13 protein-coding genes are annotated in these 16,968 nt (G+C 65.7%); 5 read left to right on the forward strand and 8 right to left on the reverse strand.

Annotated elements, in window-relative coordinates; all coding sequences use genetic code 11:
- Positions 1 to 153: 153 nt before the first annotated feature.
- Positions 154 to 1,776 carry an MFS transporter gene (locus QTI66_RS24480; protein ID WP_286562634.1) on the reverse strand — a complete coding sequence of 541 codons (1,623 nt, stop codon included), beginning with the start codon at positions 1,774 to 1,776 and terminating at the stop codon, positions 154 to 156.
- Between the two features lie 154 nt (positions 1,777 to 1,930).
- Complete coding sequence (locus QTI66_RS24485) at positions 1,931 to 2,422, reverse strand: Lrp/AsnC family transcriptional regulator (RefSeq protein WP_286562636.1); 492 nt, start codon at positions 2,420 to 2,422, stop codon at positions 1,931 to 1,933.
- 175 nt (positions 2,423 to 2,597) lie between these two features.
- Between QTI66_RS24485 and QTI66_RS24490 the strand changes: the two genes are divergently transcribed.
- On the forward strand, positions 2,598 to 6,203 hold the full coding sequence (locus QTI66_RS24490) for an indolepyruvate ferredoxin oxidoreductase family protein (RefSeq protein WP_286562637.1): 3,606 nt from the start codon (positions 2,598 to 2,600) through the stop codon (positions 6,201 to 6,203).
- A 90-nt stretch (positions 6,204 to 6,293) separates the two neighbouring features.
- On the opposite strand, the gene QTI66_RS39925 is transcribed toward QTI66_RS24490, so the two are convergent.
- A complete protein-coding gene (locus tag QTI66_RS39925; protein WP_444815042.1) occupies positions 6,294 to 6,710 on the reverse strand; it encodes a PDDEXK nuclease domain-containing protein in 417 nt (138 codons plus the stop codon).
- A gap of 7 nt (positions 6,711 to 6,717) precedes the next feature.
- Positions 6,718 to 7,386, reverse strand: coding sequence for a DUF1016 N-terminal domain-containing protein (locus tag QTI66_RS39930; RefSeq protein WP_444815043.1), 669 nt, complete (start codon positions 7,384 to 7,386; stop codon positions 6,718 to 6,720).
- Positions 7,387 to 7,834: 448 nt separating this feature from the next.
- Between QTI66_RS39930 and yajC the strand changes: the two genes are divergently transcribed.
- The 4 genes from yajC (at position 7,835) to QTI66_RS24515 (ending at position 13,668) form a co-directional block, all read left to right on the forward strand.
- Positions 7,835 to 8,164, forward strand: a complete 330-nt coding sequence (gene yajC / locus QTI66_RS24500) for a preprotein translocase subunit YajC (protein WP_286562638.1) — start codon at positions 7,835 to 7,837, stop codon at positions 8,162 to 8,164.
- 51 nt (positions 8,165 to 8,215) lie between these two features.
- Entirely contained in the window at positions 8,216 to 10,093 is a 1,878-nt protein-coding gene (gene secD, locus QTI66_RS24505) for a protein translocase subunit SecD (protein WP_286562639.1), read from the forward strand.
- Positions 10,094 to 10,108: 15 nt separating this feature from the next.
- Positions 10,109 to 11,062, forward strand: a complete 954-nt coding sequence (gene secF, locus QTI66_RS24510) for a protein translocase subunit SecF (protein WP_286562640.1) — start codon at positions 10,109 to 10,111, stop codon at positions 11,060 to 11,062.
- 107 nt (positions 11,063 to 11,169) lie between these two features.
- Positions 11,170 to 13,668, forward strand: coding sequence for a DUF1631 family protein (locus tag QTI66_RS24515; protein ID WP_286562641.1), 2,499 nt, complete (start codon positions 11,170 to 11,172; stop codon positions 13,666 to 13,668).
- A 202-nt stretch (positions 13,669 to 13,870) separates the two neighbouring features.
- Here the strand turns inward: QTI66_RS24515 and QTI66_RS24520 are convergent, their stop codons facing one another.
- The 4 genes from QTI66_RS24520 to QTI66_RS24535 all read right to left on the reverse strand — a co-directional run bounded on the left by QTI66_RS24520 (position 13,871) and on the right by QTI66_RS24535 (position 16,965).
- Positions 13,871 to 14,377, reverse strand: a complete 507-nt coding sequence (locus tag QTI66_RS24520; RefSeq protein ID WP_286562642.1) for a hypothetical protein — start codon at positions 14,375 to 14,377, stop codon at positions 13,871 to 13,873.
- Complete coding sequence (locus QTI66_RS24525) at positions 14,374 to 15,447, reverse strand: beta-ketoacyl synthase N-terminal-like domain-containing protein (protein ID WP_286562643.1); 1,074 nt, start codon at positions 15,445 to 15,447, stop codon at positions 14,374 to 14,376. The genes QTI66_RS24520 and QTI66_RS24525 overlap by 4 nt, the downstream gene beginning before the upstream one ends.
- 85 nt (positions 15,448 to 15,532) lie before the next feature.
- Entirely contained in the window at positions 15,533 to 15,808 is a 276-nt protein-coding gene (locus QTI66_RS24530) for an acyl carrier protein (RefSeq protein ID WP_286562644.1), read from the reverse strand.
- On the reverse strand, positions 15,805 to 16,965 hold the full coding sequence (locus QTI66_RS24535; RefSeq protein ID WP_286562646.1) for an ABC transporter permease: 1,161 nt from the start codon (positions 16,963 to 16,965) through the stop codon (positions 15,805 to 15,807). Before QTI66_RS24535 ends, QTI66_RS24530 begins: the two co-directional genes overlap by 4 nt.
- Positions 16,966 to 16,968: the final 3 nt, after the last annotated feature.

Raw genomic sequence — 16,968 nt, forward strand, 5'->3', positions numbered from 1 at the left:
TTATCCATATGGTCAAAAAAGAGTGCCTAGTGATTACCCGTGATCCTTGGCTCAAATTGCAAGATTTCGTTATTTGCAGCAGCGCGGAGCGCGCGTTGACCCGCCGCGCACCAGGCTTGCGCGACGGTCAAATTCAGATGGTTGGTAAAAGAATCAGCGGCGAACGATGTACCGCGTCACCACTGGCAGCCCCTCGCCCAAGTGAAAGGCCAGGCGCCGTTCGCGCAGCGCGATGTCGGCGGCGGTGGCGCGTCTGAAGCGGCGCAGGTGCTCCGTCCACGACTCGTCGACGATCTGCTCCACGTAGCGGCCGGGGTCGGTGATGTCGTGCAGCAGCGCCCATTCGATGGCGCCCTGGCTCAGGCGCACCCGCCGCGTCTGGTCCATGACGATGAAAAAGGACGCCGTTCTGGCCGGGTCGATGATGTATTCGATGGTGATGACCACGCGCCCTTCTTCATCGGGCGCGACCGCGGGCGGCCCGGCGGCCCAGCCTTCGTGCGCGGGGCTCACGTCGTCTTCCTCGGGCCCGTCGTTGACGAAGCGCAGGGCCAGCAGCATCAGCACCACGCCGCTGGCTGCCGCCAGGCCGAGGCTGATTTGCAGCGACGTCACCGTGGCCACCTGGCCCCACAGCGCGGCGCCGAAGGCGCTCGATCCCATGATGCCCATCTGGTACATCGACATGCCGCGCGCACGCACCCAGTCGGGCAAGGCCATTTGCGCGGACACCGAAAGGGAGTTGGCCGTCGTGATCCACGCCATGCCGCCCGCGAACATCGCCGGCACGGCGACCCAGGCGTTGGGCGCCACCGCCATCACGGCCGTGGCGGCGCCCTGCACCAGCGCCCCCGCCAGCACGAGTTGATCGCGTGCCAGCGCCTGGCGCAGCCGCGGAAGGAACAGCACCACCACGATCGCGCCCGAGCCCATGGCTGCCAGCAGCAGCGTGAAGGTGCCGGCGCCCCCGTCGCGCAATCCACGGGCGAGCAGCGGCAACAGGGCCAGCAACGCCGTCGAATGCAGGAAAAAGATCGCGACGCGCAACAGCACGGCGCGCATGCGCTGCGACTGGCGCACGAACTGCACGCCCACCCGCATCGCGCTGATGAGCTTTTCGCGGCCCAGCGGATTCGGCGTGTGCTCGCGCCGCCAGCGCAGCACCACGAAGCCCGACGCCACCGACAGCACCGCGTTGAGCCCAAAGACCCACACGCTGCCCGCGCTCGCAATCAAGGCGCCGGCCACCAGCGGCCCGATGATGCGCGAGGCGTTCATGGCGATGCCGTTGAGCCCGAGCGCGGCCGGCAGGTGCGTGCGCTCCACCAGTTCCGGCACGATGGCCGAGAACACCGGCCAGCGCAGCGCCAGCCCGATGCCGTTGGCAAAGGTCAGCGCCAGCAGCAGGGGCGCCGTGATGATGTCCAGCGCAATGGCGGTGCACAGCACGATGGCCGTGCCCGCCAGCCAGAACTGCGTGGCGACCAGCCAGCGCCGCCGGTCAAGAATGTCCGCCAGCGCGCCGCTGGGCAGGCCCAGCAGGAACACCGGCAGCGTCGAAGCCGACTGCACCAGCGCCACCCAGATGGGCGAGGAGGTCAGCGAGGTCATCATCCACGCCGCCGCCACATCGTTCATCCACATGCAGATGTTGGCGATGAGCCAGGTCGTCCAGAGCATGCGGAACACGGGAACGCCCAGCGGCTCGAGGGCGCCAACGCGCCGCGGCGCCTGGGTGGGCGTGACGGGGGTTTCTTCAGTGGAGATGGGGGGCATCAGATTCCTTGCACCCGGCCTGCCGAAGTCATTTGTCTCCGCGGTGCGGAGACATTCGCCTCGTCAGTGACACCCAGCGCGTCGCAGCAGACCGCAATGAATGGGAGAAGCCCAGATGTCGTGATGGCCATGGTGCCGGGGAAATTCTATGTCCCTATGTCCGCGAGCCCTTGGGCGACATGTGCGTCAGCGGCAGCGCGCTGCTCGCCTTGACCTCGCCCAGGGAGAAGCTGGTGTGCAGGTCCTTGACGTTCGGCAGGTTCATCAGGTGCTGGCGCGCAAAGCTCGAGAAGCTGTCCAGGTCCTGCGCCACCACCTGCAACTCGAAGGTGCCGGTGCCGCTGATGTAGTGGCAGGAGATCACGTCGGGCAGCTTGCGGATTGCATCCTCCAGCTTGCGGGTCGGCTCGCCGGCAACGCGCTCGGCGTCGACGCGCACGAAGGCCAGCACGCCCAGTCCGATCTTGTGCCGGTCGATCTCGGCGTGGTATCCCTTGATGTAGCCGCCGGCCTCCAGCGCGCGGACTCGCCGCCAGCATGGGGCCGCGGACAGGCCCACCCGCTGCGCCAATTCTGCGTTGGTCAGGCGGGCGTCGGCCTGCAGTTCTTTCAGGATCGCCAAGTCGAACTTATCAATGCTTTCCATCAGAGCCTATCTTGAGCATGATTCTTTCGTCATGGTGCCATTTTGGAACAAAGAACGCAAACACCTATCAACCGAGCAGGCATACACTTTGCGTGAATTCATGGCGAAATGTGTCTGATCAAGACACGATCCCTGCCACAGCCCACGAGGCTCAGCCAAATCGGAGACCGGAAAAATGAACGCCCCACTGCCAGAACACATTCGCAAGGCCCTTGAGACCGTCACGCTCGACGATAAATATTCGCTCGACTATGGGCGGGCCTTCATGAGCGGCGTCCAGGCGCTGGTCAAGCTGCCCATGCTGCAGCGCCTGCGCGATCAGGCGGCGGGCAAGAATACCGCCGGTTTCATCAGCGGCTATCGCGGCTCCCCGCTGGGCGGCTACGACCAGGCGCTGTGGAAGGCCAGCAAGTTCCTGAAGGCGCAGAACATCGTCTTCCAGCCGGGCGTGAACGAAGAACTCGCGGCCACGGCGCTGTGGGGCACGCAGCAACTGGGCTTCTCGCCCAAGGGCACCAACAAGTTCGACGGCGTTTTCGGCATCTGGTATGGCAAGGGCCCCGGCGTGGACCGCTGCTCGGACGTGTTCAAGCACGCCAACATGGCGGGCACCACCGAGTACGGCGGCGTGATCGCGGTGGCGGGCGACGACCACATCTCCAAGAGCTCGACGGCCGCGCACCAGAGCGACCACATCTTCAAGGCCTGCGGCTCGCCGGTGTTCTTCCCGACCAACGTGCAGGAGATCCTGGACCTGGGCATCCACGCCTTCGCGATGAGCCGGTTTTCGGGCGTGTGGTCGGGGTTGAAGACGATCCAGGAAATCGTCGAATCCAGCGCCACGGCCATGATCGACCCCGAGCGCGTCGAGATCATCATCCCCACCGACTTCCAGATGCCGCCCGGCGGCCTGCACATCCGCTGGCCCGACCACGCGCTGGAGCAGGAAGCGCGCCTGATGCACTACAAGTGGTATGCAGCCTTGGCGTACATCCGCGCCAACAAGCTCAACCACAACGTCATCGAAGGCCCGAACGACCGTTTCGGCATCATGGCCAGCGGCAAGGCCTACAACGACACGCGCCAGGCCCTCATCGACCTGGGTCTGGACGACGACGCCTGCCGCCAACTCGGCATTCGCGTGCACAAGGTGGCCGTGGTGTGGCCGCTCGAAGCGCAGCTCACGCGCGAATTCGCGACCGGCCTGCAGGAAATCCTCGTGGTCGAGGAAAAGCGCCAGGTCATCGAATACCAGCTCAAGGAAGAGCTCTACAACTGGCGCGCCGACGTGCGCCCGAACGTTCTGGGCAAGTACTCCGAGCCGGAAGGCGATTTCAGCGGCGGCGAATGGGCCATGCCCAATCCCACGGCCAACACGCTGCTGCGCGCCAACGCCGATCTGAACCCCGCGCTGATCGCCAAGGCCATCGTGCAGCGCCTGAAGAAGACCGGCATCCTCGCCGCGGCAGGCGCCGACATGACTGCGCGCGTCGAAGCGCAAATGGCCATCCTCGAAGCCAAGGAGCGCTCGATGGAAGTGCTGCAGGCCGGCGGCGTGACCGACGCTCGCCAGCCGTGGTTCTGCTCGGGCTGCCCGCACAACACCAGCACCGTGGTGCCGGAAGGCTCGCGCGCCATGGGCGGCATCGGTTGCCACTTCATGGCCACCTGGATGGACCGTTCCACCATCGGCTTCACGCAGATGGGCGGCGAGGGCGTGCCGTGGGTCGGCCAGCAACCCTTCACGACCGACCAGCACATCTTCGCCAACCTGGGCGACGGCACCTATTTCCACAGCGGCCTTCTGGCGATCCGCCAGAGCATCGCCGCGGGCGTGAACATCACCTACAAGATCCTCTACAACGACGCCGTCGCGATGACGGGCGGCCAGCAGGTCGGTGAGCGGCCTGAAGGCCATTCGGTGATCCAGATCGCCGAGAGCCTCCATGCCGAAGGCGCGAAGAAAGTCATCGTCGTCACGGACGAGCCGGAGAAGTACGAGGGCGTGAAGATCCCGGGAGACAACGTCGCTGTGCGCCACCGCGACGAGCTCGACACGATCCAGCGCGAGTTCCGCGAGATCCAGGGCACCACGGCCATCATCTACGACCAGACCTGCGCGACCGAGAAGCGCCGCCGCCGCAAGCGGGGCACGGCCGTCGATCCGGCGGTGCGCGTGGTCATCAATGATCTCGTGTGCGAAGGTTGCGGCGACTGCAGCGTGAAGAGCAACTGCTTGTCCGTCGAGCCGCTGGAAACCGAATTTGGACGCAAGCGCACCATCAACCAGAGCACCTGCAACAAGGACACGAGCTGCCTGAAGGGCTTCTGCCCGAGCTTCGTCACCGTCGAAGGCAGCACGCTCAAGAAGAAGGCCAAGGCCAAAGCCGCGACGCCGGTCGAATTCGGCGCGGTGGCCGAGCCTACCCTGCCCGTGCTGGCGGCGGGACAGGTCTGGGGCATCGTCGTTGCGGGCGTTGGCGGCACCGGCGTCATCACCATCGGCCAGTTGCTGGGCATGGCTGCGCACATCGAGGGCAAGGGCATCGTCACGCAGGACGCGGCGGGGCTGGCGCAAAAGGGTGGCGCGACCTGGAGCCACGTGCTCATCGGCGACACGCAGAACGACATCCGCACCACCCGCGTGGGCACGGCGGCCGCCGACCTGATCCTGGCCTGCGATCCGCTCGTGGCCGTCAACTACGAAACGCTGACGCGCATGCGCGAAGGCCGCACGCATGTGGCGCTGAACACGCACGGCGCCCCCACGGCAGCCTTCGTGCGCAACGCCAACTGGCAGAACCCGCAGGATTCGTGCGCCTCCGAGATCGCACAAGCGGTCGGCGTCGACGCCCTGGGCACCTTCGACGCGGACGCCTTTGCCGCCGCATTGATGGGCGACACCATCTACGTCAACCCGATGATCCTGGGCTACGCTTGGCAAAAGGGCTGGGTACCGCTGGAGCACGAGTCGCTGATGCGTGCCATCGAGCTGAACGCCGTCGCGATCGAGAACAACAAGACCGCCTTCGAATGGGGCCGCCGCGCCGCCGCCAACTTGGCCGCGGTGCAAAAGCTGGTGACCCCCGGCCAGGTGATCGAGTTCAAGAAGCGTGAGACGGTCGAAAGCCTGGTCACGCGCCGGGTCGAGTTCCTGACCGGCTACCAGAACGCCGCCTACGCCGATCAATACCGCGCCTTCGTCGGCACGGTGCAAAAGGCGGAAGCCGAGGCCACCGGCAAGTCGAGCCTGACGGAGGCGGTTGCACGCTACCTGTTCAAGCTGATGGCGTACAAGGACGAATACGAAGTCGCCCGCCTGCACACCGACACCGCTTTCCTCTCGCGCGTGGAAGGCATGTTCGAGGGCGAGATGGGCAAGGACTTCAAGCTCAACTACCACCTCGCCCCGCCCATCATCGCCAAGCGCAATGCCAAGGGCGAGTTGCAAAAGCAGAAATTCGGCCCGGCGATGCTGACCGGCTTCCGCTTCCTGGCCAAGCTCAAGGGCCTGCGCGGCACGGCGCTGGACATCTTCGGCCGGACGGAAGAACGCAAGATGGAACGTGCCTTGATCGGCGAATACCGCGCCAGCATCGAGGAAGTGCTGCGCGGACTGAACGCCGCCAACCACACCACCGCACTGGAAATCGCAAGCCTGCCGGAGCAGATCCGCGGCTACGGGCACGTCAAGGAGCGCAATGTGGCGGCTGCGCGTATTCGCTGGAATGATTTGATGGCGAAGTGGCGCAATCCGGGGGCGGAGCGGGCCGTCGCCTGAGTCTGGATTCAGCGCGCAAGTCCCGTCGCCAGATCCCTGAACGAGGCCCGCGCGGCCTCCCGGTGATCGATGATGTCCCGCTGAAGGACGTCAGGCGGCTTCATCCGGATCCGCACGCGGCAGACGCGCCCGAGCGTTTTCGATTGCGGCTTGCAAGCGCTCGTGCAAGGCTTCGCGTGATGGCAGCACTGTCAGGTATTCGGCCACGTGAATGCCCGAGGCACCCAGTTCCAGCAGCTCGATCTGCTCGTCATTCTTTTCGGCGCAAAGGATGATGCCAAGTGGCGGCAACTCGCCGGGCGCGCGCTCGTATTTGTCGAGCCAGCGCAGGTACAACTCCATTTGGCTCTTGTAGGCGTGCTTGAAGCGTCCCAGCTTGAGCTCGACGACCACCAGCCGCTTGAGCAGGCGATTGAAGAAAAGCAAGTCGATGTAGAAGTCGTCCCCGTCAAGCTGGATGCGCTTTTGCCGGGCGATGAACGAAAAGCCAGCACCCAGTTCCAGCAAGAAGTATTCAAGCTCCCGCAGGATGGCGTCTTCCAGTCCCTTCTCGAGGTAGCGATCTCAAGCCGAGGAAATCGAGCAAGTAAGGGTCCTTGAGAACCAGGGCCGGGCTCAGCGTCCCCTTGGCGCGCAGGTCAACCAATTCTTCTTCAGCCCGCGCCTCTGGCTTGCGGGAGAGTGCGGTGCGCTCATAGAGCATGGAGTCGATGCGCTCATTCAGGGCGCGAACGCTCCAGCCCTCGATACGGCACATCTCGGCGTAGAACTCGCGTTGCAGCGGCTTCTTGAGTGGCAGCAACGCGCGAAAGTGCGACCAGGTCAATTGTCGCCACAGCGTGGCGACAATCTGTTCGTCCGGGAACGCCTCGGCAAACTGCACCATGCGGTGTACGTTTTTGGCCTCGAAGCCGCGCCCGAACTCCAGCACCAATTGTCGCGACAGCGTGGCGACAATGGCCTCCCCATAGTCTGCACGGGCCTGCCCCAGGACTTCGTCCCGGATGCGTTTGCCCACATGCCAATAGAGTGCGGTCAAGCCGGCGTTGACGGCTGCGGTAACCCGGTGCCGGGCGTCGCTGATCAGCGTGCGCAGGTCGGCGAGCAAGGTTGCGGGCACGGCTGTGCCGGTCGCGGGCAGACCGTCCGGCCTTGAATTCGTTGTCGTCCTGCCCTTTGTCATTGCGTTTCCTTGAACTTCATTGCCTTGTGGCCTCGCCCGTCGCGGGCCCCGCCTGCCACGGCTCGGTGCGAATGCGCTCCAGGAGCACGCTTGCGTCGGCCAGCTGGTCGACCGTTGGGCTGCTTTGGTTTCAGGCGTCTTGTGAATCAAGATTGTCGGTGAGTGGAACGCTCAGCCCGAAAGGCTGGGCGGACAAGGCATGGACTCTTCACTCCGGGCGCCTGCATTGCGTCCAAACCCCATCGAATGATCCGCATCCGGGTGCTCTGGCGTATGCCCCGTGAAAACCCCGCCCACCTCGGCGGGTTAGCCCCCGGCAGGGCAGACCCCGCGCAATACAATGCGCGGTGTTGTGCGCGGCCCAAGTCCGCGCCGCGTGGCCACGTCCCGTGGCCGCCAGTGTGCGGGCCAAGCCTGCGACCTGTCTTCCCCCTGTTGGAGAACTCCCTTGTTCATTTCCTCTGCTTACGCTCAAACCGCTCCGGCCGCTGCTGGCGGTGACATGATGTCTTCCCTCGGCAGCATGCTGCCGCTGGTGCTGATGTTCGTGGTGCTGTATTTCGTGATGATCCGCCCACAGATGAAGCGCCAGAAGGAAGCCCGAAACATGCTCGCGGCACTGGCCAAGGGCGACGAAGTGGCCACGGCGGGTGGCGTGCTGGGCAAGATCTCGGAACTCGGTGACCAGTACCTGACTCTTGAAATTGCCAACGGCGTCAACGTGCGCATGCAGCGCAGCGCCGTGGTTCAGGTGCTGCCCAAGGGCACCGTCAAGTAATCCCTTAGTTCCTCTCTGTCTGGCGGCCTTGGCCGCAACATAAGCGCGATCATGAACCGTTACCCGGTCTGGAAGTACGCGATCATCGTGATCGTGCTGCTCGTGGGGCTCATCTACGCCCTGCCCAATTTCTTCGGCGAAGCGCCTGCAGTGCAGGTGTCGACCGCCAAATCGACCGCCAAGCTCGACGCCACCACGCAGGATCGCGTCGAGGCCGCGCTCAAGGCGGCGAATCTCTCGCCCGACATGGTCACGCGCGACGCCACGTCGCTGCGCGTGCGCTTCACCACCACCGACGACCAGCTCAAGGCGCGCGACGTGGTGCAGCACGCGCTGGTGCCCGATCCCAGCGATCCGCCTTATGTGGTGGCGCTGAACCTGGTGTCGCGTTCACCGGCATGGCTGTCGTCGCTGCACGCGTTTCCGATGTACCTCGGTCTCGATTTGCGCGGCGGTGTGCACTTCATGCTGCAGGTCGACATGAAGGGCGCCATCGACAAGAAGGCCGAGACCTTTGCCGGCGACGTGCGCGCAGCCCTGCGCGACAAGACCATCCGCGGCGTCGTGAGCCGCAACGGCCAGGCCATCGAAGTGAGCTTCCGCGATCCGGAGAGCCTCCAGGGCGCGACCAACATCATCCGGGACCAGTTCCCGGATCTGGCCGCCGTCGCCACGCAGAACGGGGCTGACGGCAAGATCGTTGCCACCATCAAGCCCGAGGCCGCGCGCCGCCTGCAGGACGCTGCCCTCAAGCAGAACATCACCACCCTGCACAACCGGATCAACGAACTCGGCGTGGCCGAGCCGGTGATCCAGCAGCAGGGCATCGACCGCATCGTGGTCGAGCTGCCCGGCGTGCAGGACACGGCCAAGGCCAAGGACATCCTGGGCCGCACCGCCACGCTCGAAATGCGCATGGTCGACGAAACGGCCGAAGGCCGCGCCGCCGAAATGGGCACGGGCCCGGTGCCTTTCGGCTCCGAGAAATTCCTGGACCGCCAAGGCCGTCCTGTCATCGTCAAGAAGCAGGTGCTGGTCACCGGCGAGAACCTGACCGACGCGCAACCCGGCTTCGATTCGCAGACCCAGCAGCCCAAGGTCGACCTGACCATGGACGCCAAGGGCGGGCGCATCATGCGCGACGTCAGCCGCGAGAACTTCCGCAAGCGCATGGCGATGTTGATCTTCGAAAAGGGCAAGGGCGAAGTGCTCACGGCCCCGTCGATCAACGGCGAACTGGGCAACCGCTTCCAGATTTCCGGTTCCATGACCGTCATCGAGGCCAACGACCTGGCCTTGCTGCTGCGTTCGGGCTCGCTCGCCGCGCCAATGGAAATCATCGAGGAAAGCACCATCGGCCCGAGCCTGGGGGCCGACAACATCACCAAGGGCTTCCACAGCGTGGCCTGGGGCTTCGCGGCCATCGTGGTCTTCATGTGCCTCTACTACGCGCTCTTCGGCGTGTTCTCGGCCATCGCGCTGGCGGTGAACCTGCTGCTGCTCATCGCCGTGCTGTCGATGCTGCAGGCCACGCTGACCTTGCCGGGTATCGCCGCCATGGCGCTGGCCATCGGCGTTGCCATCGATTCCAACGTGCTCATCAACGAGCGCGTGCGCGAAGAGTTGCGAAATGGCGCGGCGCCGCAGGCGGCCATCAACGCGGGCTACGAGCGCGCGTGGGCCACGATTCTCGACTCGAACGTGACCACGCTGATTGCCGGCATTGCCCTGCTGGCCTTCGGCTCGGGCCCGATCCGCGGTTTTGCCGTGGTGCATTGCATCGGCATCGTGACCTCGATGTTCTCGGCCGTGTTCTTCTCGCGCGGGCTGGTGAACTTCTGGTACGGACGCAAGAAGAAGCTCAAGAGCGTGTCGATCGGCACGGTGTGGCGTCCGGCAACGGACGGCGCTGTCGCCGGCGGTAAGTAAGGAAAAGAACACGCCATGGAATTCTTTCGTATTCATCGCACCATTCCGTTCATGCGCCACGCGCTGGTGCTGAACGCCATTTCGTTCATCACCTTCGCCCTGGCGGTCTTCTTCCTGTTCTCGCGCGGTTTGCACCTGTCGGTCGAGTTCACGGGCGGCACCGTCATGGAGGTGAGCTACCAGCAGTCGGCCGATCTCGGCAAGGTGCGCGAGGCCATCGGCAAGGCGGGCTTCCAGGACGTGCAGGTGCAGAACTTCGGCACCTCGCGCGACGTGATGATCCGCCTGCCCGCCAAGAAGGGCGTGAGCTCGTCGCAGCAAAGCGACCAGGTCATCGAGGCGCTCAAGACGGTCGACCCGAGCGTCACGCTGCGGCGCAACGAATTCGTCGGCCCGCAGGTGGGCGACGAACTCACCACCAACGGGCTCAAGGCCCTGGGCATGGTGGTGGTCGGCATCATGATCTACCTGGCCTTCCGCTTCGAATGGAAGTTCGCCCTGGCCACCGTGCTGGCCAACATGCACGACGTGGTCATCATCCTGGGCTTCTTCGCCTTCTTCCAGTGGGAGTTCTCGCTGGCGGTGCTGGCGGCGGTGCTGGCGGTGCTGGGCTATTCGGTGAACGAGTCGGTCGTGATCTTCGACCGCGTGCGCGAGAACTTCCGGCGCTACCGCAAGCTGAACACGCACGAGATCATCGACAACGCGATCACCTCGACCATCAGCCGGACCATCATCACCCACGGCTGTACGCAGCTGGTGGTGCTGTCGATGTTCTTCTTCGGCGGCCCGACGCTGCACTACTTTGCGCTGGCCCTGACCATCGGCATCTGCTTCGGCATCTACTCGTCGGCTTTCGTGGCCGCGGCCATCGCCATGTGGCTGGGCGTCAAGCGTGAAGACCTGATCAAGGGTCCCGTAAAGCGAGACGGCGACCCGGACGATCCGAACTCCGGCGCCGTTGTTTGACGGGCCCGCGCGACGTTGGGGTTGCCGAGCATGCCGCAACACTTGTGCGGATACATTTCACAAGGCAAGCTCGCCACTGCGCACAGTTTTTGCGTTCCTGACCCCAAATGAGCCCAGAGCGTTCTCACGCATCGTCCCTTCAGCTGGCACGCGAAACGCGTGAGCGCTTCGTTGCGGCGACCGAAGGCGTGATTGCACCGACCGCGCTCGCCATCCGCGAGCGCCTGAGCTCGCTCGCCGCGCAGACCGGCAACGCGCGGGAGATGTACCAGAACCGTGACGACTTCGTGGCATTTCGCGAGCAGGAGTCGCGTTGGGTCACGCTGGCGCAATCGGGCTGGCGCAAGGCGCTGACGGTCGCGCAATCCGCCCACAACACCTCTCACAACTCCATCTCCAACCTCGAGCTCATCGGCGACGAGGTGGTCGAGAACAACATCCTGTCGTCGCGCCTGGCGCTGGTGATCCAGGACAAGGCGAGCTTCGAACTCAACGACCTGCGCCTGCGCATGCAGCACCTGGAGGGCGTGAGCGAGTTGAGCAGCAAGGACGTGCTGCGCCCCGAAGTGCTGTCGCGCCTGCTGGTCGACCAGTGGCTGGCGGCCGGCCTGACCCGACCCATGTGGACCAAGGTCCAGGAAGTCGTCCAGAACCGCATCCTCGATGCCATTCTCGCGGCCTACAAGGACGCCAACGCCTTCCTGATCAGCAAGGGCGTGATGCCCGAGATTGACCTCAAGGGCTTCGTCAAGCGCGCACACGGCGCGCCTTCTTCCGCGCCCATGCAGTTCGGCACCGGGGGTGGTGCAGCAGGCGGGGTGGGCGTGCGCGGCGTGGCCGCCGACGGTTCGATTCCCGGTGGTTTTGCACCGGCGGCCATCGGCTTGACATCTGCCGGTGGGCGCGGTGGCGATGGCGGTGGTGGCGCAGGAGTCGTCGGCGGTGGTGCCGGGGGTGGCGGTGGATACGGCGGAGGCGGTTCCGGCGGCAACGGTGGTGCGGGCACTCGCGGCATCCCGGGCAGCGAGTTCTTCGCCCTTGGAAGCTCGCCCTTCGTGGTCGCGCGCCAACGCGCGCAGGGTGTCCTGACGAATCTCAAGCGCTTCGTGACCGCGCGCATTGGCGTCGACGCTGCCGGCAGTGGTGGCTTCGGTGTCGCGGGCGGCGGACATGGCGGCGGTGGCGCGGGTGGCGTGGCCGGCAGCATGCGCGGTGGCGGTTCGCCCGCCTTCGTGCAGGCCATCATGGATGCGGAAGTGGCTTATCAGGTGGCGGCGTCGCAATACATCGTCGGCGACGAGGCGACCGCCATCCAGCAATCGGCTGTCGACCTGCGCCGTCGCACGGCCGACCTCAAGAAAAAGGCGCCGACCACGGCCGACAAGGCCACGGTCGAGATCGTGGCGCTGATGTTCCAGGCCATCCTGGCCGAGGAGCGCATTCCATTCTCGGCGCGCGTGTGGTTTGCGCGCCTGCAGATGCCGGTGCTGCGCGTGGCAATCGCTGAACCGGAGTTCTTCGGCACCTTGCAGCATCCCGCCCGCATGCTCATCGATCGCATGGGTTCGTGCGTGATGGGCTTCGATGCGGCCGCCATATCCGGCAGCGCGCTCGAGGCGGAAATTCGCCGCGTGGTGCAGGTCATCGAGCAATATCCGGAAACCGGTCAGCGCGTATTCAAGCTGGTGTTCGACGAGTTCGTCGCCTTCCTGTCCAAGTACCTCACGCAGAGCGACGCGACGCAGCGCCTCATGAGCGTGGCGCAGCAGGTCGAGCAGAAGGAGACGATGGCGATCCAGTACACCATCGAGCTTCGCAAGATGCTCAACGACATTCCGGTGCGCGAGGAAATCCGCGAGTTCCTGTTCAAGGTGTGGGCCGAAGTGCTGGCGCTGGCCGCGCTGCGCTACGGCGCGCAGGACCAGCAAACCGTCACGCTCAAGCGCGCTGCTGCCGATCTGGTGTGGGCCGCAAGCGCCAAACCCAATCGCAACGACCGCACGCGCGTGATCCAGGACCTGCCCAATCTGCTGCAACGCTTGCGCCAGGGCATGACGCTGCTGGGCATCAACGGCGAGCCGCAGGAAACGCACATCAAGATCATCGGCGAAACGCTGGCCGACGCTTTCATGTCCAAGACCGACGCCATTCCGGCGGCGCAGATCGAGGCCATGGCCAAGCGACTGGCCAACCTCGAAGACTTCGTGACCGATGAAGGCGGCGCCAGCGACCTGCCGCTGGACGCGGCGAGCATCGAACTGCTGCTGGGCGTCGACGCCTCGTCGATCGAGGTGGTGCCCGACACGGGCAACAAGGTCAGCGAGGAAATGCTGGCCTGGGCGCACGACCTGCAAGTGGGCAACTGGTTCATGCTCGACCACAACAGCCGGGTGACGCAGGTGCAGTTCGTCTGGCGCAGCGACCGCAAGCAATTGCACCTCTTTGCTTCCGCCGACGGCCGCAGCTTCCTGATCCAGGCCGGCCGCCTCGCGTCCTACCTGCAGGCCGGCCTGCTCGTTCCTGCCGAAGAAGAAACCCTGACCGTCCGCGCGACGCGTGAAGCGCTCGCCAAGCTGGACGCGAATCCCGAGCGCCTCCTGAACTGACCCAATCTCCGTGGAGGGCGGTCTTCACCGGGAGCATCGCGGAGCCGGCTTTGCCGGGCCGCTGCTACTGGCCCCGGCAGGGAGTTGACGAAGTGACACGAAGTGCACGGAGCCTGGGGGCGAGCAACAAGCTCCGGGCCGCCGGTGTTGCCCCCGGTGGGGGTGGCGGAGCAACACGAAGTGCGCGCAGCCTCGGGAGGCGTTAAGGTACGCAGCGCCACCACTCGCTGCGAAGGGCATCGCCTTCTTGTTCGATCCAGCCCAGCAGCAGACCGTCCGGGCCCGCACCGTGCAAGGCCGCGCGCATCAGCAATGGCCTGTCGCGGCACACCATGAAGCTCGCGTCGCCCTGCCACGCCAGCCCCTTGGCCAACGCGGCGAGCATCAGGCCCGGCTGGCTTTGCATGAATTCGAAAGGCATCGGCAGGCCGCTGCGCAGTTGCACCAGGCTGGAACGCGTGGCACTTTGCGGGCCACTCAGGCTTGCCACCCGCAGACGGGCACCCGGAGGCAGCGCAGCCTCGCCCGCCGCGTCCAGGCACTGCCACGCGCCGTGCAGCGCCAACTCGGCCCACACACCGATGCGGCGGGGTCGCGCACCGAGCCGCGCGGCCAAGGCTTCGCGCCAACCGGGAGGCGGCGGGTCGGCCACGACATGCGCGACAAGCCGCCAGCCGTCAAGAATGGATTCGGCCTCGCCGTTTGTCATCCGCCGCAGTCTTCCAGCACCAGCGCCGCATGCCCGCCGCCAAAGCCGATGGCATTGAAGAGGATGTGCCGCAGTCGCGCCGGCGCCCGATTGCATAGCGCTACGTCCAATGCTGAATCCAGCGCGTGATCCGCGGCCGGCCATGTGCCTGTTTCGATGCACGCCGTGAGCAGCACGAGTTCCGCCGCGCCCGCAGCGCCGAGCGTGTGACCGATCCACTGCTTGAGCGCGACCATTGGCGGCATCTCGGACCACAACTGGCGTAACGCGGCGGCTTCGATGGCGTCGTTGCCGGGGCTTCCTGCGGCTTGCGGCTTGATGAGGTCGATGTCTTGCACGCGCAGGCCCCCCTGGAGCAGCGCGGCTTGGCACACGGCGACGACAGCATCCATGTCGGCGCCGGTCGGCGTGGCACCGCCCACCACATTGGCACCGCCGGCCAGGCGCCAACGCGCTTTTGTGGCGCTCAGCACCACGCCGGCCACGGCCTCGCCAAGAACCAGTCCGTTTCGTTCCGCGCCGAAAGGCAGTGCGCGTTCCGGCGACAGCAACTGCATGCCGCCGAAACCGGCCAGCGTGAGACGGTTGCGGAACTCGACGCCCAGCACCAGCGCCTGCGCCGCAGCGCCACAGCGGATCAAGTCCGCCGCGGCCAGCATCGCATTGACGGCCGACGTGCACGCCGTCGACACGGTGAACACCGGGCCGCGCCAGCCAATCGCTTCGGCCACCACATCGCCAAAGGTTTGCACATCGCCGGCGAAGCAATGGACCTCTTCTTCGTAGCCCACGTCGAGCGAGGAGGACGCGACGAACAGTGGCATGCCCGAAGTTGCCGCGTCGTCGGGCAAGGCGCATTGCGCAACCACATCGCGCACCGTGCGACGCAATCGCTGCAACCAGTCGCCTTCGTCGTGCGGCAGTTCGAACACCGGCCAGGTGAAGCCTTCAGCCACCGTGATGCGTGTTGGCGAAACACCGCCGTGACGCAAAGCCGCCAGCGACGCCGGCAAGTCGCGGCCGAGTGCGCAAGCCAGGCCAGTGCCCGCCACATACACCGGAAAGTTCATGGCCCCCACGCTCGGCACTTCGTGTCCTCGCTGCCCCCCGAGGGGGTGCGAGCTTGCTTGGGGCGGCCCAGCGCGGCGCTCATGCTCATGCCCGTCCAGCGCTCAAATGCTCCGCCAGATGCGCAATGGACACCAGCGCGCGCCGCGTCTCCTTGCTGTCGGGCATGCGCACGCCGTAGCGCTTCTGGATCGCCATCGACACCTGGAGCGCGTCGAGAGAGTCGAGGTCGAGTCGTGCCTCGGGGCCGAACAGGGGCTCGTCGTCGCCGAGGCCTCCTTCGGGTGCGGGTTTTTCCACGGCGTCCAGCACCAGCGCCTTCAGCTCGGCGATCAGGTGAGGTAGTGAGAGGGGCTCGTTCATGCTGCAGCACGTCTTTGAAACAACAAGGCGGCCAGCGCGAGCATGACTGCGGAAAAAACGACAAGCCGAATGATGTCCGGCAGCATGGCCGCCAGGCCGCCGCCGCGCAACACTGCGGTGAGCAGCGCCTCAAGCCCCCAACTCATCGGGGACCACTCGGCCACGCGTTGCATGAACACGGGCATCACGAACTTTGGCACCATGATGCCGCCGACCGCCGCCATCAGCACGTTGACGATCGGGCCGACCGTCGCCGCCTGTGCGTGCGTGCGGACCGCGCAGGCCAGTGCCAATGACAGGCTGACCGCCGCCATGCTGATCGCGGCCAGCGCCGCGCACAGTGCCCCCCAATGGATGCCTGCAAGCGACAAGGCGTCGCCACCGAGCAGCGGCATCAGCCACACGCCCACGGCCAGCATCAACGCGGCTTGCAAGGCGTTGACGCCCAGGTATGGCAGGGCCTTGGAAACCAGCAGCATCCCGGTCGACACGCCCAAGCTGTGGAGGCGCCCCAGCGTGCCGCTGGCGCGCTCCTGGATGAAGAGGCTGGACATCGACGCGACCACGAAGAACATGCCGAACACCAGCCAGGCCGGCACGCTCTGCTGCACGGCGGTCGGCCGGGGGCCGCTGGGGGCAAAGCGCTCGGCCTGAACCAACGCGGTCATCGACGCACCAGGTGGCGGCGGCGGGCCGCCTGCCACGGTGAATTCGAGGCGTCCCTTGACCTCGCCGGCCGCACCCACCAACTCGGCACGCAGCGCGTTGAACAGGTTGCCGTCGATGCCGGGCTCGGCCAGCAATTGCATGCGCGCTTGCGTGGGCAGGGCGTTTGCGTCCAATGCATCGGACAAGCCGGGCTGCAGCACGATCACGTACTTGAGTTGGCCGTTGAGCAGTTGCGCTCGCCAGTCGGTCGGCAGCGGCCGGGGCGCGCCGTGGGCGTTCTTCCACGCAGCGAGCACCAGTTGCGCAGGGGCGCCGTGGTCCTGCGGGTCCACCGCGTAGTGCAACGCCGCCATCGGCGGGTTGTAGTAGTCCTTGAGCGCCAGCGACATCACCACGATGAAGATCACCGGCATGAGGAACAAGGCGGCCAGTCCGTGCAGGTCGCGCCCGAGGGCAATGAGTTCCTTCTTGATGAGCGCGATGAGCATCGT

This window comes from Variovorax brevis (genome assembly GCF_030317105.1).
GTDB lineage: Bacteria > Pseudomonadota > Gammaproteobacteria > Burkholderiales > Burkholderiaceae_C > Variovorax > Variovorax brevis.

Excerpts from the sequence above, each read along its gene's own strand:
- QTI66_RS24480 (WP_286562634.1), bottom strand. The coding sequence starts at position 1,776 with ATGCCCCCCATCTCCACTGAAGAAACCCCCGTCACGCCCACCCAGGCG.
- QTI66_RS24485 (WP_286562636.1), bottom strand. The coding sequence starts at position 2,422 with ATGGAAAGCATTGATAAGTTCGACTTGGCGATCCTGAAAGAACTGCAG.
- QTI66_RS24490 (WP_286562637.1), top strand. The coding sequence starts at position 2,598 with ATGAACGCCCCACTGCCAGAACACATTCGCAAGGCCCTTGAGACCGTC.
- QTI66_RS39930 (WP_444815043.1), bottom strand. The coding sequence starts at position 7,386 with ATGACAAAGGGCAGGACGACAACGAATTCAAGGCCGGACGGTCTGCCC.
- secD (WP_286562639.1), top strand. The coding sequence starts at position 8,216 with ATGAACCGTTACCCGGTCTGGAAGTACGCGATCATCGTGATCGTGCTG.
- secF (WP_286562640.1), top strand. The coding sequence starts at position 10,109 with ATGGAATTCTTTCGTATTCATCGCACCATTCCGTTCATGCGCCACGCG.
- QTI66_RS24515 (WP_286562641.1), top strand. The coding sequence starts at position 11,170 with ATGAGCCCAGAGCGTTCTCACGCATCGTCCCTTCAGCTGGCACGCGAA.
- QTI66_RS24520 (WP_286562642.1), bottom strand. The coding sequence starts at position 14,377 with ATGACAAACGGCGAGGCCGAATCCATTCTTGACGGCTGGCGGCTTGTC.
- QTI66_RS24525 (WP_286562643.1), bottom strand. The coding sequence starts at position 15,447 with ATGAACTTTCCGGTGTATGTGGCGGGCACTGGCCTGGCTTGCGCACTC.
- QTI66_RS24530 (WP_286562644.1), bottom strand. The coding sequence starts at position 15,808 with ATGAACGAGCCCCTCTCACTACCTCACCTGATCGCCGAGCTGAAGGCG.
- QTI66_RS24535 (WP_286562646.1), bottom strand. The coding sequence starts at position 16,965 with ATGCTCATCGCGCTCATCAAGAAGGAACTCATTGCCCTCGGGCGCGAC.